This window comes from Sphingobacterium cavernae (assembly GCF_008520265.1).
Lineage (GTDB): Bacteria > Bacteroidota > Bacteroidia > Sphingobacteriales > Sphingobacteriaceae > Sphingobacterium > Sphingobacterium cavernae.
In genome coordinates, this window is the sequence record NZ_VIQM01000097.1 from 23,283 (window position 1) to 49,023 (window position 25,741).

A 25,741-nucleotide genomic window follows, 5' to 3' on the forward strand; every position below is an offset into this window, starting at 1 on the left:
ATTTATTGAATATTATTACTCTGTACTACATGTTGCGCATTGCCTAGTAATACTTTAGATGCATTTTTTAAATTATTACCGTGAACAGTTATCTGTTTATTCTCATTACCAATTAACTCCAAGAAGTTCGATGCTTTAGATGGGAAATTATTAGCAATATTTACTTTACTTACATTCTCCAGTTGAATAAATGATTTCTCGGTCTTCGTATTAAAATTCTGAATCTTTTGAATATCTAAAAATTCAGAATTCGAAGCTTGAATCGTCGGCGTGTTATGTGCATCAATTTGTATGTCAAATAAAGAAATTTTACGTGCATATTCTACCAAGATTCCGGATGTTGCTTGCATATTAATATTACTTAAACTAATATTTTCAATTGGCATTTCTTCCAAACCAGAGATTCGTGCAACTCTATTGGTACTACCTGCTATATTGCTAATGAATATGTCTTTAAATTTTGGCGTACGTTCTGAAACGGGCTCAACATCTCCTTTTGCATAACGCATATCCAATACAATCGCTTGATCTCTAATATTACGCATTACAATATTGCTGATGCGAACATTCTCCACAACACCACCTCTACCACGCGCAGTCTTTAAACGAATACCTCTGTCTGTACCATCAAATACGCAATTAGAAATTACTATATTTTTTACACCACCAGACATCTCACTACCAATTACTACACCACCATGTCCTCTAAGCATAGTACAGTTTGTGATAGTATAATTCTCCGCGGGAATATTTACCTTTCTACCCGAACGATCTTTTCCTGATTTAATAGTAATACAATCATCACCTACCGAAATAAATGAGTTTGCGATACGTACATTTCGACAAGATTCTGGATTGATTCCGTCAGAATTAGGAGAAGGTGGGTTGTTTATAGAAATTCCATCTATCAATACATTCTCACAGTATTGCGGATTAATAGTCCAAAAAGGAGAATTTACAATTGTAATATCCTTAATCTGAAGATTATTACATCTTAAAAATTGAATAAATGGAGGACGCAAAAATCCACGTTCTACCCACCCCGGTAAATCTGGAGCTAACACATCTTTGTTTAGACGCTTGAACTCCAGTTGCCATTTGCTATTCTGAAGACCATTTCTAACATCCACCTCCGAAAATTTCCACCAATTCTTACCATGACCATCAATTTTTCCTCTTCCGATGATTGCAATATTTTCTAGATCAGTACCATATATAAGTGGAGAAAAATTAGTTACTTCTGTTCCTTCCCAACGGGACTCCACCATGGGCAAATAGTGATCAAAGTTGTCACTAAAATGGAGTTCTGCACCTGCATCGATAAACAACGTAATGTTGCTTTTCATATGTATAGGACCAGTAATGTATTTACCTGCCGGAAAATATACAGTGCCTCCACCTTTATCAGAAGCTTGCTGTATAGCTTTGCGAATAATATCGGTGTTAATACCGGTACTATCGTTTTTGGCTCCCAAATCAAGCAAATTAACTGTGTGTTGTGCGAAGGTAATATTACTGAACAGTAAGCTTATCAGCAGTAGATTTAAATAGTATAATTTCATTCTTATTTAAGTTTAATTTTAATGTCTTTTAATGTAGATGATGATGAGACTAATACGCCATCGACAAATATTCGTAACCCCTTCCCTTTTTGGTAACGTTGACCGGTTTTGTCCCAATAGATATTGATATCTCTTCCTTTATACCTTAAGTTTTCGATAGCAAAATAATCCCATTTGCTATCTGGTATGAGTGGTGACAATGTAAATGAATTGTCTAATGCAGGTTTAAATCCTAATAAATCATTAATAATTACATCTGCATAAGTAGAGTGGTTGTAAAATTTACTTCTAGGATCATCACCCTTTAGCCAATAACCTGTTTTATCATCTTGATATTCGCCAATGTATGGCTTATCATTCATCACATGCGAATTTGCATATTTTGACACCTGATTATAGAAATCAAGTTTTGATATTGAAGATGTATTCTTGTAATTGGTTAGGAAGTTTGCCATTCCTTTCAGTGTTTGCGAACTTGCGAAAGGCCAAATTGGACCATCCCATTCGCAACTACGCCCTGTTCCTCTGGTTTGAAATGTGGGTTCTCTTCGCTCTGCCGTAGTTAAGCCCCACACCCCATTAAATCCATCTGGATCATTTACCTGCTTCCATGCTTGAGCATACTTAGCCTGATCAGGAACGAGATTAAAATACCAAGGAATGAATCCAATTGCTTCTCGAGCAGAATGTAATTGACCATTTTCTAATTTTGTTTTAAAAAAATTATCCTTATCATCCCATAGCGAATCAATTACATTTTTCTTGAATGCTTTTGACTTCAGTTCATACTTTTGAATCAAATCTGATCTACCAGCAAGTTTGGATAATTCAATCATTGCTACCGCATTACCATACATGTAGCTATTAATTGTCGGTCTCATGTTTTTGACATTTCTTCCGCCAGATACCGATTCTTCCATTCCATCTTTTACATCATGTTGCCAAAAAAGACCATTATCTAGAAGTCTTTCTTCTTCCCATTTATCCAGATCATGGTCTAAATCATCAAGACGACTCAACACATAATGTCTGTCGTTATCCACTTTATAATATTGCAGCATTGCATCTGCTATCCATGAACTAAATTGATGAAATCTAGGACGAGTCTGACCTTTATCTGCATGGAAAAACCAAAAATCAATATACTCTTTAAGGAAATCGTTATTACGTAGCCATCTCCCGTCGTAAATGTGGTGTCCCAACGCACAACTGATAGAATTAAATTTACCAGCATGTTTTACGGGTTCTATAAATTCAGTAACGATTATTCCTTCTGGAGTTTGTTTTAGATGCTTTCTATAAGACCACCATCTGAAATAGTACGTCTTTTCTATAGCAGAATCCGGAATATCCACCAAAGGAATATTTAATTTAAGCCATTCAGCACTTCGTGAATTGCTCACCATATTTATTACAGCTTCATTATCATAACTGTTAAATTGGCTTACATAAGTATCTAGTTTTTTCGACAGATCAGTTTGTGAAAAAACATAACTTGGTGCTAAATAACAAATAGATAGTATAAAAAGTCTCTTTATCATAGTTTAGTATCGTTGAAATAACCAAATAAATCATCAAGTTCATCACCTTGATTATCTATATCCGCATTATAGGTAGTTTGTAAGTATTTATCATCAATTATTCCCACAATAATACACTCTCCTTTTGGTATTTTTAGTTCATTTTTACCAACAGGAAAGCTATACGTGTGAATATCAATCATTGGCATATATTGTACACGTAGCACATTTCTAATTTTTGCTTCTGCTTGTCCATGATTATTTGCTGAGGCATCGATTTCAAGCACTGGCTTGGGCGCGAAAACTTTATCCTCACTATTAAAATAGCCAACTAAAATTTTTATTGGTTTATCATTTTTAAAACGCAAAAATGTGCCTTCCAATTTTTGTAATTCAGAATTAGTTTGAATAGCCTTTAGCCCTTCTAATTCTTGCGGTAAATGTGTAATTACTAGCTCTTGATTAGTAAAGATTTTAGCACCTTTTTTTAATTCAACATATGACACTGGTGTATCGAAATTGATAGGAGTTGACACAAATTTATCCTTTTCTACAGGAGCCACTGAAGCGGAATTTTCTAAAGAATCTATACTTGCTTTGAAATTTGATAATTCTTTTTCAAACACAGGCAGTAATTCTTTCCAATGTTTAAACTCGCCATCAATTCCACGCATTGGAATTTTTCGTTGCTTGGTCTGCATACTATTCGCATAGAGATAGGTATCAATTGTTAGATCCACTAATTTTTTATATGCTAATACGCTTTTCTCAAGATCAGGTAATGCACTTTTTAGTATATTTACATCCTTAGTGTACTTATATTGTAGTACAGTTAATGCAGCTTTTACTTTATAGCTATAATTCTTTGCAAGTGCATGGTGTATATGAATATCGTTGATTAATCGGCCAAAGTCTTCGCTGTGTTTGTTAGAAATTTTTAAATCACTAATATATTCTACAGCTTTTTCTGCATGTGCAACGATTTCGTTGGCTGTTAAAATTGGTGTTTCACCAATATGTTTCTCACCTTTAAATTCTTTTTCTGCATACTCGATAATCATCTCGCCTTCTGGCGCCTCTGATTCATACAATAAGGTGAATAAACCATAGCGATAAGGATTAATTAATTGGGTCATCAGCATACCCAATGAAGATGTTTGACGGTTACCATCCGTAATACCAAATCGTCTCAAAATTTTAGGTGATATCTCTCCAATCTCTTCTATTGCTTTCAATAAATTTTGCGCTTCATCTAAACGGATTTCATAATGGTCAGCAATTGATCTAGCCCAAAAAACCTCTTCTTGTGATTTGGAGTACGTACGTTTCCAGCTGTATCTTGCCCAAGCTTTATACCACATCCAATCTCTTTCCACTTGTAACATTCTATGGGCAGTTTTGTCTGCAGTATAAGGCCAATCCCAATATGAAGCTTGGGGATAAATATGTATAGCTTTGGATTTGTGAATATCGTGCATGGCAAAAACAGATTTTTGTATAAAATCTGGAGAACCATATCTAAAAGGTTCAAGATTCGCTAAAATATGAACATTCTGAACATGTGTAGTCCCAATATTACTTAGATTTTGGTGTAATTCTGCCCACTTTCCTCTAGGTGTATAAGTAGTCAAGGCTTCACCGTTATATTTAGCCATAGTATACAAATTACTGTATATTGGTTTTGAAGCATGCATAACTGCTACTGCATCTGTATCGTGTGCACGCAAAATAATAGGAGGTTCAATCTTAATATTATTCGCCTTTAATCCATCTTTTACACCAGGTATAATAGTTTTTGTGAACCACATAATATCATCGTTACCAACACCTTCCATTGCCTCTCCTAGAGTGACAAGTAAGCCTACATTAGGATATTTTTCGACGAAAGCAGCAATAGATTTTCGTGTATAATCTTCAATCAATGGCGTAATAATTCGATTACGATCTTGTGTTTTCAAATTATGCTTATCCGCAAATGGCTTAGGTAATAATATATTATAAAACATTTGTATAAGCCATATACCTCTTTTATTTGCTTCTTCTGCAATAAACTTATACATCACCTCGTTTTTAGCAAAAGTTTGTTCATCCACCTCTAACGCATATGGGTAATCATCAAGCTTAACTAATGAAGAGAATGGATGTCCATTCCATAGATATAACGAATTGTATCTGTTTTCTTCCATCATGTCGAGATATTTTGTCCAATGATCCTTGTCATAAAACCATGGAAATGATTCTTCTGTATAAGGATATTCATAAACATCACGTCCTGGAAGGTATTCGGTTTTTTGGAGACCTATACTGGTGCCGCGTAATACCATTTCTGGTGATTCAAATACATCTACTATTGTTTCTAAGTACAGTTTTTCGGCTATAAGTTTGTTGATAGCATATAATAATCCAGATTCATCTTTAGCTAATACATAAAGTGGTTGATTTGAATTCGCTCTGAATAGTAAAAATGATTCAGGTTGTGTCAACTGATCTACTTTGGAAGTATTAATTTCTAGGCTTGGATTGTGGATTGAAGAAGCTAAACCTACGAAAATACTGTGCTTTGACAGTTTAGAATTGGTTTTATATGAATTCAATCCAGCATTTTTAAAACCACTATTGAGTTTATTTAAGGCATAATCAAATCGCTCTATATTTGTAACTCCCTTTTTTGAATAGTAGATATCATAGTTAGCAGAAATGACAACTATCGGAAATATTGTTACAAATGCTAATATGACAAATAGGCTTTTCATAAATATCTTTTTAATCAAATAAAGTTTAGCTGCTTTTTGAATTGGTTATTGCTTTTTCAAATAAACTGAAAATAGAGTTTAATTGAGTGTTAGTAATTAGCGGATCTTTATACAATATTATCTTTAAGCTTGTTATACTGACTATTTTCTAGCAGAAAGCTATATAAAGCTTCAAAGTTACCCCCCTTCATATATTGGTATAATTAAATATTTCAGTCCTTTCAAAAAATAGTTTTTATGATTTTGGCAACGATTTCGTTGTTTAATTTTAATTATTGCATTTTTTTTGATGAGATTTGAGATTGTAAATAATGCAAAGTTTTTTATAATCATAAATTTTCAAATGATATGATGAAAGTGCTTGTATGTGAAAATCCGAACCAGTTATCGTATACCGAACATGCTATTCCGACACCAAAACTTGGTGAGTCATTAATTAAGATAAAAAGAGTGGGTATATGTGGTACAGATATACACGCCATTGCTGGCCAGCAGCCATATTTTACATATCCTCGTGTCTTGGGACACGAAATAGCGGCTGAGTATGTAGAAGGCGATGCTGTAGATTTGGCTCCTGGAGACAAAGTGACGTTAGTGCCATATCTGACAAAAGGAATAGATAATGCTTCCAAAATGGGTAAACCAAATTGTGCTACAGACATGAGAGTATTGGGCGTACATACAGATGGCGCCATGTCCGAGTACATAGTTGTTCCTACGGCATCTTTGATTTATTCAAAGGGCTTGACTTATGATCAACTCGTATTGGTTGAACCACTTGCGATTGGAGCGCATGCTATTCGAAGAGCGCAGGTAATTCCTGGTGAGTTTGTATTTGTTATTGGTGCCGGAACAATAGGATTAGGTATTATTAAATTAGCGAAACTAAGTGGTGCTAAAGTAATTGCCATGGATGTCGACTGCTCGCGTTTGGCTCATGCAAAACAATTAGGCGCAGATTATATCCTGAATCCATTAGGTGATGATATCGCTGATAATCTATCCAAATTAACAAGTGGCAATATGCCTACTTTAATATTTGATGCAAGTGGAAATGTTAAAATTATAAATGAGGCATTCAATTACATGGCTCACGGTGGGCGTTATGTATTAGTTGGCATTCAAAACCAAGATATTGTATTCAGCCATCCTGAATTCCATAAACGTGAGGGAACGTTAATGAGTAGCCGAAATGCTGTTCGAGATGACTTTAATGACATTATATTTAAATTTTTGAATAAGTCTTTAAAAGCTGAAGACTTTATCACCAAAAGAGTTCCTTTTGAAAATTCGGTCACTTATCTAAGGAATAAGCCCGAAAACCTAAAGTCTGGGATTAAAACAGTCATAGATTTTAATTAAGTATTAATTTGCCTATAATCTGCTACAGTCTTATCTGACGACTTAGCATTGACCTAAACATTATTAAACAGTTATAAATTTCAATTTAAAATGAAACTTGAATTACAAAACGTCTTTCCGAGTGAAGACGAGATTCCTAGCGACTTTATGTTGCCAGAAGAAGTAAATCAACGCGAATTCCTTTGCGATGGAGAAATGATTACTTGGCATGGTGAAGTGAACGATGTCTACTCTCCTATTTGTGTAAAATCCGCAGATGGTATTAATCGCAAACGTATCGGGAGTTATCCTCTTGCGACAGTGGAGGAATCACAAAAAGCACTTGATGCTGCGGTAAAAGCTTACGATTACGGCAAAGGTGAATGGCCTGCCATGAGTGTCGAACAACGTATCGAATGCTTAGAAAATTTCACACAGAAAATGATAGCTAAAAAAGATATCGTTGTGAAGTTAATCATGTGGGAAATTGGTAAATCATTTGCTGATTCGAACAAAGAATTTGACCGTACAGTAGAATATATGTACGACACCATCCAAGAGTTAAAAGATATTGATAGAGAATCTTCTCGTTTTCAAATAGAGCAAGGAATCATCGCTCAAGTAAGACGCGCTCCGCTTGGGGTTGTATTGTGTATGGGCCCTTTCAATTACCCATTAAATGAAACATTTACTACCCTTATTCCAGCTTTAGTAATGGGTAATACAATTTTATTCAAACCACCTAAGCATGGTACATTATTATTTTCACCATTATTAGAAGCTTTCAAAACAAGTTTCCCTAAAGGTGTGGTAAACACAATTTATGGTCGCGGAAACAAAATTGTACCTGATCTAATGAAATCTGGAAAGATTGATGTATTGGCATTAATCGGATCAAGTAAAGTAGCGAATGACCTTAAAAAATTGCACCCTAAAGTAAATAGACTACGTGCTATTCTAGGTCTTGATGCTAAAAATGCAGCGATTATTGATCAAAAAGCTGATTTGGATCTTGCAGTTCAAGAAACTATTATGGGAGGATTATCTTTCAATGGACAACGTTGTACAGCATTGAAAATCATATTTGTAGATCGTAAAGTCGTAAATCCTTTCCTTGATAAGTTGAAAAGCGAATTAAAAAAGGTAAAAATTGGTATGCCTTGGGAATCAGGCGTGACAATAACGCCGCTTGCAGAAATAAATAAACCACAATACTTAAAAGATTGTATTGATGATGCCATTGCACATGGTGCATCTGTCATCAATGAACAAGGTGGCAAAATTTGCGAATCATTATTCTATCCAGCAGTTGTGTATCCTGTAAATCGAAACATGAAAATTTACAGAGAAGAACAATTTGGACCTATAATTCCAATTGTTCCTTATGACAACATTGATGAACCTATAGAATATGTAATAAATTCTTCGCATGGCCAACAAGTAAGTTTGTTTAGTAATGATGATGAAGTGATTACATCATTAATTTCTCCTTTGGTTAATCAAGTCGGCAGAGTCAATATCAATAGTCAATGTCAACGCGGACCAGATAGTTTTCCATTCACGGGTCGAAAAGACAGTGCTGAAGGAACATTGTCGGTAAGGGATGCATTACGATCATTTTCAATTAGGTCTATTGTAGCAACAAAAGCAACGCCTCAAAATAAGCAATTACTCAATCAAATTATTGAAAATAATAAATCCAATTTCTTGAGTACTAAGTTTATATTCTAATATTAAAAAGTAAGAGCTGAAAAAATTTTCAGCTCTCTTTCATTTCAATATAAATATAATTATTGCAGTAAAATTTCAACATCTTGAATTCTTTCTTTTGGAAAGACTACTAAATCTTGTACAACACCGTTAATAAGTTTTCCTGATAAGATGGTATTCTTCGATGCATGCAATTTAAAATCAACATCCCATTCTTTGGGCCATGCGGGAAACAAATAAATCTTATTACCATTCGTCTGCAAAAGCATTTCTTGTAATCCTATCATACCAGAACCTCCCCAATTATGATCAGGCACCCAATCAAAACCGGGTCCCCAAAATGTGGGAAATCTTCGTTCTGAATCCTTTAATTTTAGGGTTGTATATTTTTTAGCTTCATCAACTAGTCCCAATCTAGCAGCGAAAATATTATCTTGCTTCCAACCTATATGTGAACGGAATTTCAATAAATCAGGATCATATTGATATGTATTGATGGCTACCTCTAAATCTGGCTTACCTATGCCATAAAATCCCCATGGATACACACCATAAAGTTGCGGAGATTCGGTATTGTTTACTCGTGCCCATATTTCTGCTGGCGCCAACATTACTTTACCATCTATTATACGTCGTGGTAAAGAAGGTATTTTATTTAAAAAACTTTGTAAATATTCAAGATCGCTATCCTTTAAAATAGATGAATCTAAGGAAATTAATTTCTCAGTTACTCCTAACAATGCTGCGACTGTCGTTGAAGCATTATAAGCCATCTTATACGTTTCGGCAGATGAACCCGGATAAAAAATCAAGTGACCTTTTTCATTCAAGATTTTATTGCCAAGTTGTTTCGCTCTATATTGATAATGTTCATCGAAAAATTTAATACAGCTCATCACAAACGGTACATATTCATCGACATTTTGATTGTTATACGATTCCAATTCAAGCATCATCATACAGAATTCTAAAACCGTATCCCATTGATGTTCTAACCATGCATTGTATTCGATACCAGGATCAAAAGTATTTGGTCTTTTCCAATTATATTCTGCAGGATTCGGTAAACCAAAATTCTCGATTTGCTCTGTAAAACTCGCTCCTTCATGCCCCCAGTATACTTTCGATCTTAATTCAGCATTCTTTTGTATACGCTGATAAAATTTGAATTGCGCAGGCATCATATCAAAATCGCCACTTTTCAGCATCGGCCAATATACCAAGCGTTGATTCTGCGCGGTATGCGTACCTCCGCCCCAATTTCTAAAATCAGGAGTGAATAGGAAATCCTTGTTGATGCTGGAAGGATCATATGTAAATAATCCACCATTAAATTTAGTTGGATAATCTCCATATGCATTACAAGCTAGCATATAACGAAACAATTGATAATTGCGGCCAACTTGCCATACTTCTGTATGATTGTTCTTATCCTTAGGTTGAATAATGATATGACTTCTTTGCCAAAAATCAAACCACCATTTTTCGTTCTCTTTTTTTACTTCTAGTAATGATTTATTGTAGCTTGTTTTTTGATTGAGTTTAGTAGTCCAGGAAGATATATCTTTTTCTTTGTCAACAAATAGCGAAATTTGCAAATGATGTTTTTGTGCCTGTCTTTTACTCGCCAAAACATAACCCAGAAAGTCCGTATCCATGTACCGACCTCTATTCGTAGATATATATTCAAAATTATTTCCTTTCAATATACCTCCAGAAATCAAGTTACGCAATGGGTTATATAGCGAATCTTTAACAGCATCCATTTTTTGTTGTTTTACGACAATATCGAAAGCCGTAAAATCTCGGTTTTGATGATAAAACAGAATCTCATTTTTATTGATTCGCACACTATCCTTATACGTAACGACTTGATGCGGCGGTGCCCACTTCCACGAATTCATATTATTCTCTCGTTTTTGAGGAAAAAGATCTTTGAATCGCCAAGATTCGTACGTTGCATTTACATGGATGTTTTTTTGCGATTTGATTTCAATATGTATATTTGGTCGAAACACATCCGCCCAAACTAATATTTCAACTTTATTTTTATTGTGTTCTCCAGAGATAATCGCATGACCTTTTTGAAGTATAAGTTCTTGGGAAAATGATTGTCCAGCAAATGGATTGGGTAATAGGTCTAGTTTTATTCTACCTAATTTAAGCAGGGTGTTATTTTCATCAAAAGCACCCGTCTTACCTAAATAGAGATAAACCTGACCATTTTCAACCCATAGATTGACACCAATATCACCACCACCTATTGGCATTGATTCAGAAGAATTTTTGCTTTGGGAAGTCCATTTCACATTATAATCACTTATAGACTGTGCATTGCTCATTCCTGAAATGGCAAAAATGATGAAGAATATGTTTATATAAAATTTGAATAACATACAATTAAATATTATTGGCTTACCAATCGTCCGTTCTAAATGATGATACAGGCAATCCATTTACACCAAATAAGTCACCCGTTACAAAATCTTTAAAAGCATATCGAACAGCGACAGGTTTACTCACTTTAGGAGAACTCACTACTGTTATATTTTTTTTTATGGTTGCTTGTGCAGGATAAAATACTCTATCCTCACCAGCAATTTCAAAATGATTTAAATCTTGACCAAAACTTGTTAAACCTAATGGAGCATCTTTAAAATAAACAGATATTTGACCATCATGGATTTCAAATTTGTCATAAATTGGGCTCTGAGCATGGATTCCATTAAACATATATAAGTCTTGTAAGGCTAATAGTGCAAACCGTTCTCCCACCTCTCTTTTTTTGGAAGGATGAATGCAATCTTTCTCTCCAATGTCCAATGTAACGACCATTCCCGAATTTGGTAACGCAGCTAAGGACTTTCGTTGTGCATCACGAAGAAATGCAGAATTATACTTATCTAATTTGTGATAAGGTGGTAGAGCGGCATAATCAAAAGGTGCTATTTGAGCAAAATAGAATGGAAGCTTGTCATCTTGCCATATTGCTCTATACTCATTTACCATACGCGTGAATAGGGTTTCGTAAGTCTCCGCATTTTCATAATTTGATTCGCCTTGATACCAGATAATGCCTTTTATGCCAAATTCCTTTATCGGATGTATCATTCCATTATACAACATTGTAGGAATTCTATTTTTGTTTTTCAGCCCATCTTCCTCTTTTGGAATTTCCAGAGAAGAAATGTCTCTAAGCCATTCTTCTTGCATCCAAGCTTCAACATTAGATCCACCATAGGCACTAAGGATGACACCTACCGGAACTTGTAGTATATCATTCAATCTCTTCGCGAAAAAATAGGCTGTTGCACTAAAATTAGCGACATTCTCCGGATTAGAAATTTTCCACTTAGAAGGTTTAGAATCTTGCTGTGGTAAAAGTTTTGGGTTTCTAGGCACAGTATAGAATCGTATATTATCATTATTTGCCTGCAAAATAGATGTCGTACTTTCTAAAATTGGCTGTGACGGATATCCTTTCAAAGGCATTTCCATGTTTGATTGACCACTACACAACCAAACTTCACCAATTAGAATATTTTTAAGAACAAATTTCTCACCAGCAACTATATCAATAGAATAAGGACCTCCAGCCGCGGGCGTAGTGATCTGTATTTTCCACGCTCCTGACTGATCAACTTCAGTATAGTAGGTTTTATTATTCCATGATGTTTTGACAGACACCTTTTTCCCTACAGAAGCCTTACCCCAAATCGGAAGTTTCTTTTGCTGTTGCAACACCATATTGTCTGTGAATATTGAAGACAATGAAAGGTTTGCATGCGCTACGCCAAATACAAGTACAAAAAACGCAGTAACTACTATTCTTAACATAAAAACTCCAATTAAAAGGAAGGGAGCCAAACAGACATATCACCAAAATTTCTATTACCCCAAGCAAAATAAGGCACCAATCGTACACTCACCTCTTCTTTATTTGTTGACGATATCTTTCTATATAAAGAATTCCATTTTGTCAACGAAGGTTCTTTATAGGCTTTACCTTTCAAAAAGACGATATCTTGACCTAATATTTTATCATACTCTGGAGTAAATGATTCCAAAACTTTAAACTTAAGATCAAAGAGATTAACATCATTTTCAATGTCGTCTTTTTCTAAGCAATAAATTACAGGTCCACGCTTGATTGCAATTTGATTGCGTGTTTCCTCGACTAACGGGTTAGATTCCATGTAAGATACTTCCATCGGAATTTCCATTTCTATGAGATCATTTTTTCTTAAGTTTTCTGCTAATATTGCATATCCTTTTTCCATAGTGTATGCTACCGATTTACCATTTTTCTTCAAAACAACTTGTTCTGCCCAACCTGGTATGCGTAACTTTAATTTATATGAAGATGGAATATCCAATATTTTAAAATTGACTTTTCCATTCCAAGGATATTGAGTCTCTTGTTTAATTGTAATTTGCTCACCATTTATTTTTGAATTTAATTCATTGCCTCCAAACAAGTTAACCCAAATATGTTTATCCGAAAAGCTGTATGCATAATTACTAATTTCTGCAATGGTTCGTACTGTATTAGGAGGGCAACAGTTCGAAAGAGAAATGTACGGAACACGCTTTTTGGACCATCTTTGTTGAAATGGCAAATCCGAAGAATAACTTAATGGATTTGTGTATAAATATTTATCTCCATCCAAACTTACTCCCGACAAAACACTATTGTATAAAGCAAGCTCTAAGACATCTATGTATTTACCATCTCCTGTCAAATTAGCCATACGCCAATTCCAAAGAACATTACCTATGTTTGCACATGTTTCATTATGCGCAGTAAGATTTGGTAATTGATAATCTCTACCGAAAGCTTGATGAATTTTTTGTACATCTTTTGGATCATATGAAGTACCATCTGGCGAAGTTCCATCATACAACGAGCCTACTCCACCAGTTATATACATTTTGGTCTGTGTCATATCGTCCCAAATATTATGCAGACGATTGCTAAGTGTAGTATCACGAATCTCTGCACTCAAATCTGCCACGCCCGCATATAAGTAGGTGGCACGAACAGCATGACCAATTGCTTTATTTTGCTGACGAAATGGAACACGATCTTGATTATCATCTGTTCCGTCTTCTATTTCTCCCTTTATGTCTATTAGATGCTTTGCTAACTCAAGATATTTTTCATCTTTTACTGTTCGATATAACTCAATTACACCCATATAATGGGAAGGACAAATAGCATTTCGCGCAAGTGTAGGATTTGACTTTTTATAGAATCCATATAAATAATCCGCAGCCTTTATTGCAATAGACAATAAATTGGTTTTACCTGTTACGCGGTGATGTACGCATGCAGCAGTCATTAAGTGGCCTATATTATAGGCTTCAAAACTAAGCCGATCTTGAAATTCAATATTCAATCCTGCATTACGTTGATCAATAGTCGCTTTGGTATAAATGTACCCGTCTTGCCGCTGAGATTTTGCAATCACTTCAATTACCTCATCAAGCATCTTAGATAATTTAACATCTTTTGTCTGGGCATAAATAGCCACAACAGCTTCGATCGTTTTATAGAAATCACCATCATGAAAAGAAGGTCCTTTGTGTTCTCCTTCGTACAAACCCGCAGCTATTTCAAAATTTCGAAAAGCATGGCTTATTTCCGCATTCGTGTACACTTCCCAAAGGCTAGGAACCATATGATCTACACAAACTTTAGTACGGTCCGCCCAAAAACCTTGTGTCCATTTTACATCGCCAATATTAACTGCTTTTTTGACTGCGTAGGGACTATTCGCTGTATTGGTAATAGCCTTTTCTTGTGCTTCCGCTCGTGTAAGAAAAGTACCTAAAAACCCAAAAAATATATACTTTATTGCTTTCATAGACTTACTTCTTATTTTGCCATAATAGTTCTACGTTCCCCTGTAAACCTGAAGGCAATAATCCTTTTAGAAACTTATTAGGCGCTGTTGTATTGATTTTTTTATTTTTTAAATCAGGATTTCGAGTTTCGTATAAAAATCTATTACCCCATGTATTTACTACTTTTATTTCGATTTCGTTATTGCCAGCGATGAGGTATTGAGTAATATCAAGCTGGTATGGATCAGTCCAAATAACACCAGCGGATTTTCCGTTAATAATAATCTCTGCCATGCTTTCGACTTCCGTTAATTGCAATAATACTCTTTCATTCTTTTTAGGTTTTTTAGCAAATACTACCGTAGAATAACTTCCTTCACCGGAATGATGTTTCACTTCTGGATTATCTTGTGCTGTCCAAAATTTAGGTGTTTCAAGCTTAATATCATCAACTTTAAGATCATGCATACGCAATGTCCACTCCGAAAATAAAGGTTCAATCTTCGTTGTTTTCCAATTTGGAAGATCGACTCTTTCATCCGAAAAAATAACAAATAGCGATTCTTGTTTTACAAATTCTATATCCAGATTATACCTACCATCCTCTATTGCTCCATTTATATAACGAAAACTATCAGAAACTGGATCATATAGGTAAGCATACTTTTTATGATGACGGAAGGAAATATTGGTCGTGTGCTTTGAACTATCTTGGGATGCTAAAAAATAAATCTCGCCACCTTCAAAATTTCTGTGATTCCAAGATATTTTTGTATTGTTTTTTTTATTGATGATTACATCTTCGTCCACCCCTAGGAAAGATAAATTTTTTTCGTGTATAGTCCCCACATATAATTTTCCTAGACCAATTTGTTTAGTCAAAAGCTTGGATTTTGATAACTGTTGTACCTGAATATTCGATGATAACTGCTGTACTAATGCATCAAACTCAATCGAGTCTTGTGGAGATAATATACCTCGCGGATATTTTGGTAATTCTTCAAAAACGACAGTGGCTCCCTGCTCAATTAACTTGATCAAATTTTTTAAAGTGGGTAGGGTGTAATATGTTCCTCTATGATTTAATGTATGATTTGACGGAATTAAAAGTACCTTATAATCCACTCGATCTGAAAGCACAATTTTGCCATTTACAACTTTTGTATTGTTTATAAGAGCATCTGGATTATAAGAATCAAAGGCATAACCCTGAAACGGATCAACCCATTCCTCAGGATTATACATATTTTTTGTGGTGCTCACATTAGCAATTTTTTGCATTGGAATATTTTTATTTTCCAACATGCGATGAGCCACTGCACTGCGCTTTTCACCCAATAAACCTGGTAAAAAATTAACAAGCCTATTTGGCAAAATAGATCGACGAGGAATTTCTTCTCCAATAAATACCGCTATATCACGAACTGGTTTCCCATGCTGTAATAATTGTTGATTTCGTATGGCATAATTCACCCATTCTTTACCCTGATTCCACCAAGTCTGATCTCTTTGAAAATATATACCCACACCATCTAATGTCATTCCGGGCTTGCGATCTAACCAAGGATTGTGTGTGTAAACATGATAGACTAAACTATTCACCCCAATCGCATAGTTTCTATCCTGAAGGCTTTTCAATAATCTTGGATGCTCATCCCATTGCATTCGGATCTGCGTAAATGCTTCTGACATGATAATATTCTTTCCAAATATATGTCCAGCAGATACAGCATCCAAAATATCATTTGGCTTGTCATGTGATGGACTTCTAAACCAAAATTCACCCATCGTATTGTCTGTATAAGCAAAATGACTCAATCCGTCACTCACCATTACAGGAGCCGTAGTCTCCGCTGTGAATTTAACTCCATATTGATCGGATTTAGCTTTTAATGTGCCAAAACATTTTTCATTTAACAATTCCGCAAGAGTCAAACGATAATCAGACAAGAAAGCTTCAGATTCCCCCACACTGTTTACAATCATTCCTGTCAAAACAGGCCAATATTTATCCAAGGGATAATTTCTTCTCTTTTCAAATTCTTCTCCCATCTTACGAGTCCAATTTTGACTTCCGCATTCCCAAGAATCGATATGATAAATAGTCAACACATCTTTTGAAATATCAGGAGCAATCGATTTTTTTGCGGTACCATACCACCGTTCAAATTGAAATCCCATAATGTTACTATCCAATTTATCCGCTTCAAGTCCTTTTCCTGCTCCTGCTGTTTCATTCTTATGACCTGTAGATGTGTGACCAATTCGCAAGATTTTCCAAAGACCACTAGGAAGTGTAAAAGCCAAATTGCCTTTTTCGTCCATAGCATTCGTTATATCAATAACTTTTGTGCTATTAATGATGGATTTTTCATCTACAAAGTCTGTTGCTGTGTAAGGTGACACTCGCCAAATCTCACCACTTTTACCTTCTATATTTGTAATTTTTGATTCTTCAAATAGCGTTATTCCTGTAAACTTTATGGAAGGCTTCCATTTTGCCACATTCAAATCTTCAGCGCCTGGTTCAGAACCTGCAGGATCATAGACAAATCGATAATATTTGGCAGTAGTATGCGGTATTGTATGGGTGACACCATTATCCCAATCCAACCATCCCGTTCTAGGTGCAGTTAGTTGTACTATCTCCGTAAAATTCACAGCATCATTGCTAGCAAGAATTTTTATTCTATTGATTTGATAATTTGATGCTGTCCAGTCAATTTTAAGTGAATTACAAGTGAAATTCTCCGCAAATTCATATTGAATCCATCCAGGCTCCGATGACGCAAAAATTGTCTTATTACCACGCACTGCTATACGTGACAAATCTTGATTGTACGATGAACTCACAACGACTTTTTCTGTATCACTACGGCGAAATTTATGCGCCAATGGAATAGCTAAGACTTTTAAATCCTTATAATAATTAGCAAGAGTTTGAGGCTGTGGAAGAACTACTTTTAATGCTTTGCCCACCGAAGAAACTACTGTATCTGCCCATACAATTTTTTGCATTGACTTTTCAGGAGTAATCCAAGGTCCACCAGCTGTAGCGAAACCATCATTAGGAAACATAGCTATTTGTATATTTAGTTTTTTAGCTTCTGTCACTAAATAACGAAACATTTCCCACCATTCTGGTGTCAGTGTTTCTGTTGCTGGTGCAAATAACAGCGGGTCTGTCTTATCTTTAATAGGTGTAAAATATGCTCCCGCAATATTGTTCGCTACCATTGCTTCCAAATCCGCCTTTATTCCTTCTCTGGAATAACTCGCATGCATAAAATACCATACTACCCATGGTTTTGCATTTTGAAATGATTGTGAAGATAAAGGAACAATTGACTTCGGGATACTCTTTATTTGTCCATTTATAAAAACAAAAGGAAATATGCTAAGGATAATAACTAAAATATTAAATCGGATTCTCATTTGTATTCGGCAGCTACGTTAACTATTTATTAAAATAATCTTCAATCTTAGATGAGGCATTTAATGGTACGATGCTAAAACTATATGAATAATCAGTAGCAGGTACTTGATAATGTGGTAATGGCTGTGATACATCTGTCCACGTGTCATTACCTCCAATACCCATTGTTTTGTAATCCACATTTAAAGTTATTTTATCTTCTTTTTTTAGTTTGTACCAGTGTTTGGTATTCTGCATTTGCTCTAATGAAAAGTAACTTGCATTTACATTCAAAGCTTGATTTCCGAGGATTAGCACACCTGCGTTTTTATTATCTCCCAATGTAAACCAACGTACATCCATACGATTTCCATTCTCTTGGGGTACGAGATAAGGTTCAGTAAATTCATCCAAACTCATCTTATATTGTCCCAAATTAAAACCATATGCGCGATCACTATATGTTTCCATAGCACCTAGACCATAATATTCTATCTGGTTAAAATTGGGATTTATCCCCATTTTCAGTCCTATTTTAGGAACATTTGGCAATCCAGACTTAACTTGCAAATCATAATTGACATCAATAATCCCTGAAGATTTGATAGTGTATGCAATTTGAATTAAGGCAGAATCTCCAGGCATGTTATATTTTGCATTGAGAATAATACCTACAGAAGATTCTTTATGTGTAATAGACTGGAGAATCGGTGTATTGTACCAATACTTCAATTTAACGTGAGGTTTCCATCCTCTACGTTCATTATCTGTAGCAGGACGTGTGAAACTTGGAAGTAAATCACTTGCAATTATATTTTTACCATTAAAATTATATTGTATTAATGCGCCCGTATTTTTATCGAAAATCACTTCAATAGCTTTGCCTTTTACAGAATATTGATCTGTATTTTCAATTATTTCTAATTTATTCTGAGCAGACTTTGGCGTAGAATACTTATCAAATTCTATCCATCGAAGTTGAGATGTAGAAACAACATGACCAGCTTTAGCCCATGGCATGTCGTCTCTTAGTGAAAATTGAAAGTCAATTTGGTATTCTTTGTTTTTTGAAGGCTTAATAGTAATGAATTTTTTCAAAGACATGATAGTAGAATCGCCGCCGTCTAGGTTGACCTCAGGTAATTCAATAACTTTTATAATCTTTCCATTTTTTCTGATATTCAACTGCGCCTTATAGTAGTTTAGATTCAATACAGAACCTCTATTTTTAATAAACACTTCTAAAGTTTGTGGATCTAATAAATGAATCTCAGCAGGTTGATATATCTTTTTATTGTTAAACATTGCCGCTTTAGGTCTCCCCCAAGCATCCACTATACCGTTCAGCGCGAAGGACCCATTGTGTTTTTTTTCACCAAAATCTCCACCATACGCAAGCACTTTACCATATTCTGGATCATTTTTGATTAAGGCTTGATCTTTATAATCCCAAATAAAACCTCCAACTAATCTAGGGTTACTTCTGAATAAATCCCAAAAATCTTTCATATTTCCAGTCGAATTCCCCATAGAATGTGAATATTCAACAAAAAGTATTGGTCTATTATCTCCATTTTCTTGATCAAGCAATAATTTTGGTGTATGTATTCCAGGATAGAATCTTGATACCATGTCTACATAATATTGATCTTTAATATTTTGGATTCGGTTTGCATGATCATTAGATTTTGGGTAGCGAGAATCTGATGGATCAATGTATCCTGGAAGTTGATGACTGCCCATTGCAGGCTCATAATGTACAGGTCTTGTGATATCAAAATCATGAATCCATGCAGCCATAGCAGCTGTCGTCGGACCTCTTCCAGATTCATTCCCTAGTGACCAGACAACAATACTTGGATGATTTTTATCGCGTTCAATCATTCTGATGACACGCTCCATATGCGCATTCAACCACAGAGGATCGTTCATTAGTTTCCCTCCTAATCCATGCGTTTCTAAGTTTGCTTCATCCATTACCATTAAGCCATATTTATCACACAATTCGTATACATATGGATCATTTGGGTAATGTGATGTACGTATTGCATTAAAATTGAATTGCTTAATCTGACAAATATCCGCCTCCATATCTTCACGAGTCAAGGCTTTACCTCGTACGGGATGATGATCGTGCCTATTTACACCATAGAAATAAGTAGTTTTACCATTGATTAAGAACTTACCATTTTCTTTGCTAAACTCCACAGATCTAAACCCTACATTACAACTTTTAGCTTCCAACAAGTTATTTTGCTTATCATAAAGACTAACAACGAGTTTATACAAATTGGGGGCTTCTGGTGACCATTTTTTGGGATTCATAACCTCTGTTTCCATGATGCCAAACTTGACATTATCAAGTCGAGGATATATTTCATTATAAATTTCGTTTGCCTCTTTTTGGATTGGTTTATTAAGAACAGTATTTCCTTCTTTATCATACAACTGCATTTTTAGTATGAAACCCTCCATTTCTTGGCCTGAAAAGTTATCAATTTTAGGTCTTAATGAAAATTTAGCATGCTCATAATTTTCATCCAATTTGGCTTGCCAATGAAAATCTGCTATGCGTACTTTTGGTTCTGCCATCAAAAATACCTCGCGGTGAATTCCACTCATACGCCAATGATCCTGATCTTCTAAATATGAAGCATCACTCCAACGAATAACCTGAACCGAAACGCGATTTTTACCCTTTCTTAAGTACGATGAAATATTAAACTCTGAAGGTAAACAGGAGTCTTCAGCATATCCTGCATAGTGCTCATTAATCCATAAATGGTAAGCAGAACTTACTCCACCAAAATGAATAATCACATTCATATTGTCCCAAGTGTCTGGCAAATTAAATGTCCGTTGATAAGAACCTACGGCATTATAATCTTGCGGAATTCGTGGTGGATCTATAGGGTCAAATGGATATACAGCTGATCGATAAATGGGTATATCATAACCTTTCATTTCCCAATTCGAAGGTACTTCTATTTTATCCCAGCCATCAACCTCACTTGTGTGGAAATTTTTGGGTGCATCTGCAGGTTTTGATACATATTTAAATTGCCAATCTCCATTAAGAAATAACATGCGCTCATTTGAATTTCTATCATTTTTTAGAGCCTTATCAATACTAGAATAAGAATATGAAGTAGCACGTGCTGGTAGTCTGTTGACCGATGTGATTAATGGATCTTCCCACGCTGTTGCTATTTTTCCATCTGGAATAGGTGGTACTACAGCAGGCTTACCGTCCACTGTCTGAGCAGATAATGTATATATGCCACAAAGTGACAAGAGAATTGCACTAAATATTTTTATCATTTCCTTAAATTATAACCTATATAGTTTTATAATTAATTTCGTAGTTCACACCAGCCTCTAGTTTTAAAGTATATGTCGTGTTGTCTACCTTGACAAATTTCCCTTGGTTTGATTTGGGTGTTATTTTACTTTGTATGCGAATAGTACCTGTACCTATAGGAGATTGAACTTTAATTTTGTTTTTAGAAACATATAAGTCAATTTCTCCCTTTGGTGTAGGAATTTTTCCTTCCATCCAATCTTGACTTGCCAAATAAGGTTCAATATCATAAGTTGCATAGCCAGGCGATGTAGGCTTTACGCCTAAAAAATATTTTCCTAGAAGATATATTGGACTTGCTCCCCAAGAATGGCATAAACTTTTGCCGTATTCACGTCCATACATGGTCAAGTGTTCTGCTCCAGATTTATTCGGATTGTATTCTTCCCAAAATGTAGTAGCACCTTCTCTCAGCATTGCTCCCCAATACTGTTTCATTTCCTTCATCACAAAATCCTTTTCCCCAACAACACATAATGCTTCCAACTCATAATAGCGCATATACGGTGTCATAATTTTTTGGATTCGGTCATTCAACAGCACGTCATTCTTTACCCCTGCTTTTTGATCAGAATTTAAGTAGTCAAAAAATATTGCAAACATATTGGTATACCTCGTGACATTATCGGTCTGTTTACCATTAACTAAACTATGTACAAAAGCATTTTTGGATGGATTCCAATACGATTGAAAAATCTTTGATTTTAATTCTGATGAAATTTTGGAATAGAAGTTTTTATCTTCACTATTACTTATAATATCTGCACATAAAGACATAGTTTCTAAACTTCTACAGAATAACAACTGTTCAAAACTTACTTCCCCTTGTTTACTTAGACCCTCTGCCCAATCAATAAAAACCCAGTCACCAGCTAATCCTTCCATGAATCCGTTTTTATTTCTACGATCAAGACAAAACGCCATCAAAGATTTCATTCTTGGATAGACATTTTCAATAAATTCTTTGTCACCAGTGTACAGATAATAATCATAGATACTTAAGAACCAATAAAAAGTATAATCCATAATGGTGTTGATGTGACTCATCGTTGGCTCCTTACCACGTAAAGCTAAAATAGTACGCTTCACTGTATTAGAGTCAAATCCTAAGTAGTAATTCATGGCGTAAGATTGATACGCATCTCCACTCCAAATCCATCGGTCACGTTTTATCCCATCGATATAAAATTCTCTTGAAGTAAGTTCCATTGTATATTTTGAAACCTCCCAAATACGATTCAATTCTTCGTCCGAACTACGAAAAGTTCCTCTCTCCTCTACTGGCAGAAATTCATATTGTATACTGACATCTGTAAATGCTATATCATTGCCGTGTTCAATATAGGCATAACGAAATCCTTTAGAATTTAAAAGTGTACTATCTTTTGCTATTTTATTGACAATCTGTAGGTAATCCAAGGTTTCGCATTTCGCTGTATCTAAGGCTTCTTCTTTAGATTCACCGTAGTAAATACGCAGATTACCATTTCCTTTTAAATTATGAAAGGTCAAAAAACCAAAGGTATTTTTGCCAAAATCAACCAATAAACCATTGTTTGTTTTCGATATATTGGTCGCTTTCTCAAAGCGTGTTGGAAGTTTAAATTTAGATGGAAGTTGGTCTGCACGATCAAAATCCCAATATCCTACTTTTGAATAAGTAGTGCCCGAAGCATCGGAAGCTTTCCCTGTCTCATCTATCCATTCTTTATCTTCATACGTAACCAACCAGTCTTTATCAGTGAATACATTTTTTCCTGACACAAACAGTGCTGGCGGAGTATGTTGATTATAGATTTTTATATTTATTTTTTGGCTTCCCTTTCTCAGGAGTAATTTATTCGGCATTCCTGAAATCATCTTCCCATTTACTTTAATATTGTAAATACCCTCTGCTTTTATTGTGATTTCCTCATCCTCCTTTAATTCAAACTCTTTGTGAAATTCAACTAATACGTAGTGACTGTCCATTCTCCAAAAAGGAGGAAAATAAGTCCCTCTTTCTGTTCGCCGATTTTGCATGTCATTACTTAACCAAATTTCGAAGTCTCCAGGATACCAAATCCATGTTGCACTTTGCTGTCCATAGCAGAAAGAGGTTAGAATTGAAACATAAAGAATTAGGATTATTTTCTTCATAATTTATAAATGGTTATACAATAAATTTAGCACCTATCACTATCTAGGGTGATATTTATGATAGAGATGCAACTACAAACTTAATGGAATTGACTGTTTTCTGAATATGATATATTCTCCAGCTTTTATATATAATTAGCAATAATCTAAAAACAAGAAGCTGGTATAATGTACCAGCTTCTTGTCAAAACCTTTCTAATTTCTAATATCCTGTATTCTGTCCAAACTCTGTTGGATTTGCAATTGCATCCAAGAAAGTCTGTGGAATAGGTCTTGTGCTGTGCTTAGATGGATCAAACGTTAAGATTTCCGGATTCGTACCTCTTAGATAAGCTGTTGTTAATTTTCCAGCTCTTTTTAGATCATACCATCTTGTCTGCTCTCCTGCTAATTCACGTGCTCTTTCTGCTAAAATAAAATCCAAATTCACTTTCGAAGCATCAACAATCATTTCATTTTCTCTAGATTTTACCGCAGCTCTTTTACGTAATGTATTAATATATTGTTGTGCTTTATTCACATCATTATTATTGATAATTGCAGCTTCTGCAGCTATTAAAAAGACTTCACCCAATCTAATGATTGGAATATCTCCCATCCAATATTGTCTATCATATACATATTCTTTACTTGAGAATTTCTTTAAAGAGGGAAATATTTCAAATTCCGCAGACGCTTTAGTATTATTCTGCGCTGTTATCCATTTGCCCTCCGCATCAAACCAATCAGATGGATCCGCCACCCAAAAAGGTAAATCAGCTTTTTCCTGTACAGGAAGGACATAATTAGGTGTATAAATGGACAATCCATCCAAATAGCCATCATTGTCATTATCAACCATATTTACTAGGCCATAATGATTAATAGCGCGATTGCCCTGTACCAAACTGCTACCAGTTGCAGCAGTATTTTTGATGACGTGTCCTATTAAATTCGGATTTTTACGATATTGAGTCACCATAGCTGAAGTAATTGTTTTATCTGCCCAAGTGGCGTTATAGTACTCGTAAAAGAACGTTTCACTGAATCGCGTATCAGCAGGATTACGAACCGGTTCAAAAATTTCTGTAAGCAAATATTTCGTAGGTTTGAAAATTCTGCTGTTGGCACGTCCCAAAACAGCGTCATTCTCTTGAGTACCCCAAGGAGCTCCAACAGTACGTGCATCCATGAGGTAATATTGGCGCGTACGTCCTCTATTCCAACCTTCTGGATTACGTCCATCGACATGATCTACTGCTTCAAGGAATAGGAATTCAGTATTGTTTTTATTGTTACTTCCAGCCCATAATTTTGCATATCCTGAGGTATTGTTATCACTTTCGTATAATGCAACTCCATATTTTGCACCATTATTGATTAATTCTTCGGCTGCCTCCAATGCAAGTTTTGCATACTCCTGTGTATTTCCACCTAAACGTGTGCGTTGCAAATAAGCTTTTGCGAGCATAGCATAAGCTGCTTTCTTGGTTACACGACCACGCTCTCCAGCAGGTTTATCTGGAAGATTAGCTGCCGCAAATTTTAAATCTTCGATTATTAAATCGTAGAATTGTTCCTCCGAGCTACGTGTTGGGCTACTTATTACACCAGAAACAGACGATGGAATTGTTGTTAGTGCCACTCCACCAAATTGTTCTACCAAATGCCAATTTGCCCAGCCACGAAGGAAATACGCTTCGGCAACTTTCTGATTACGTTCAGCGTCTGTATATCCTTGTACCAAAGTCGCATAATGTATTGCCGTATTACAATAGTTTACTGTAGAATAAAGACCATTCCAAATGGTATTAAGCGTACCTAATTGCGCATTCATATTACTGTTATACAATATGAAGCCAGACTCCGTATTACCTACATTTGTCCACAAATCAGTACCCATTTCCATGGCTCCGATGCCATCAACCTTGCCATAGAAATAGTACAAGCCGTCATAACAGTAATTGATAAGACTTTCAAAACCATCTTTATATTTATAGGCTGTTTCTACATCCACTGTTGATGGATTCCATTCATCTAAAGAACACGATGTCATTCCTCCTGCAAGTATTAATGCGAAAGAAAGTTTATATGTTATTTTTTTAATTGACATA

Annotated in this window: 12 protein-coding genes; 2 read left to right on the forward strand and 10 right to left on the reverse strand. The window is 35.2% G+C overall.

Annotated elements, in window-relative coordinates; genetic code table 11:
• Window positions 1-2: 2 nt before the first annotated feature.
• Genes FLS47_RS16350 through FLS47_RS16360 form a run of 3 tightly spaced genes read right to left on the reverse strand, consistent with a single transcriptional unit; the run spans window position 3 to window position 5,835 of the window.
• Window positions 3-1,562, reverse strand: coding sequence for a glycoside hydrolase family 28 protein (locus FLS47_RS16350; RefSeq protein ID WP_149915397.1), 1,560 nt, complete (start codon window positions 1,560-1,562; stop codon window positions 3-5).
• A gap of 2 nt (window positions 1,563-1,564) precedes the next feature.
• Window positions 1,565-3,103 (reverse strand): MGH1-like glycoside hydrolase domain-containing protein, encoded by a 1,539-nt coding sequence (locus FLS47_RS16355; protein WP_149915398.1) that lies wholly within the window; start codon window positions 3,101-3,103, stop codon window positions 1,565-1,567.
• The gene (locus FLS47_RS16360; protein WP_149915399.1) at window positions 3,100-5,835 is read right to left on the reverse strand and encodes a hypothetical protein; all 2,736 of its coding nucleotides are present in this window, start codon (window positions 5,833-5,835) and stop codon (window positions 3,100-3,102) included. The genes FLS47_RS16355 and FLS47_RS16360 overlap by 4 nt, the downstream gene beginning before the upstream one ends.
• 348 nt (window positions 5,836-6,183) lie before the next feature.
• On the opposite strand from FLS47_RS16360, the gene FLS47_RS16365 reads away from it, so the two are divergent.
• Window positions 6,184-7,197 carry a zinc-binding alcohol dehydrogenase family protein gene (locus tag FLS47_RS16365; RefSeq protein WP_223225385.1) on the forward strand — a complete coding sequence of 338 codons (1,014 nt, stop codon included), beginning with the start codon at window positions 6,184-6,186 and terminating at the stop codon, window positions 7,195-7,197.
• Window positions 7,198-7,287: 90 nt separating this feature from the next.
• A complete protein-coding gene (locus FLS47_RS16370) occupies window positions 7,288-8,907 on the forward strand; it encodes an NADP-dependent glyceraldehyde-3-phosphate dehydrogenase (RefSeq protein WP_149915400.1) in 1,620 nt (539 codons plus the stop codon).
• A 59-nt stretch (window positions 8,908-8,966) separates the two neighbouring features.
• On the opposite strand, the gene FLS47_RS16375 is transcribed toward FLS47_RS16370, so the two are convergent.
• The 7 genes from FLS47_RS16375 to FLS47_RS16405 all read right to left on the reverse strand — a co-directional run bounded on the left by FLS47_RS16375 (window position 8,967) and on the right by FLS47_RS16405 (window position 25,740).
• Complete coding sequence (locus FLS47_RS16375; protein ID WP_149915401.1) at window positions 8,967-11,282, reverse strand: DUF5703 domain-containing protein; 2,316 nt, start codon at window positions 11,280-11,282, stop codon at window positions 8,967-8,969.
• Between the two features lie 19 nt (window positions 11,283-11,301).
• The gene (locus tag FLS47_RS16380) at window positions 11,302-12,723 is read right to left on the reverse strand and encodes a sialate O-acetylesterase (RefSeq protein ID WP_149915402.1); all 1,422 of its coding nucleotides are present in this window, start codon (window positions 12,721-12,723) and stop codon (window positions 11,302-11,304) included.
• Window positions 12,724-12,734: 11 nt separating this feature from the next.
• Window positions 12,735-14,753, reverse strand: a complete 2,019-nt coding sequence (locus FLS47_RS16385; protein ID WP_149915403.1) for an aceric acid hydrolase — start codon at window positions 14,751-14,753, stop codon at window positions 12,735-12,737.
• 4 nt (window positions 14,754-14,757) lie between these two features.
• Window positions 14,758-18,168 carry a glycosyl hydrolase gene (locus tag FLS47_RS16390; RefSeq protein ID WP_149915404.1) on the reverse strand — a complete coding sequence of 1,137 codons (3,411 nt, stop codon included), beginning with the start codon at window positions 18,166-18,168 and terminating at the stop codon, window positions 14,758-14,760.
• Between the two features lie 22 nt (window positions 18,169-18,190).
• A complete protein-coding gene (locus FLS47_RS16395) occupies window positions 18,191-21,469 on the reverse strand; it encodes a glycoside hydrolase family 2 TIM barrel-domain containing protein (protein WP_149915405.1) in 3,279 nt (1,092 codons plus the stop codon).
• A gap of 16 nt (window positions 21,470-21,485) precedes the next feature.
• Window positions 21,486-23,648: an alpha-L-rhamnosidase-related protein gene (locus FLS47_RS16400; RefSeq protein ID WP_149915406.1), complete on the reverse strand. Its 2,163-nt coding sequence runs from the start codon at window positions 23,646-23,648 to the stop codon at window positions 21,486-21,488.
• 202 nt (window positions 23,649-23,850) lie between these two features.
• On the reverse strand, window positions 23,851-25,740 hold the full coding sequence (locus FLS47_RS16405; protein ID WP_149915407.1) for a RagB/SusD family nutrient uptake outer membrane protein: 1,890 nt from the start codon (window positions 25,738-25,740) through the stop codon (window positions 23,851-23,853).
• Between the last annotated feature and the right edge of the window lies 1 nt (window position 25,741).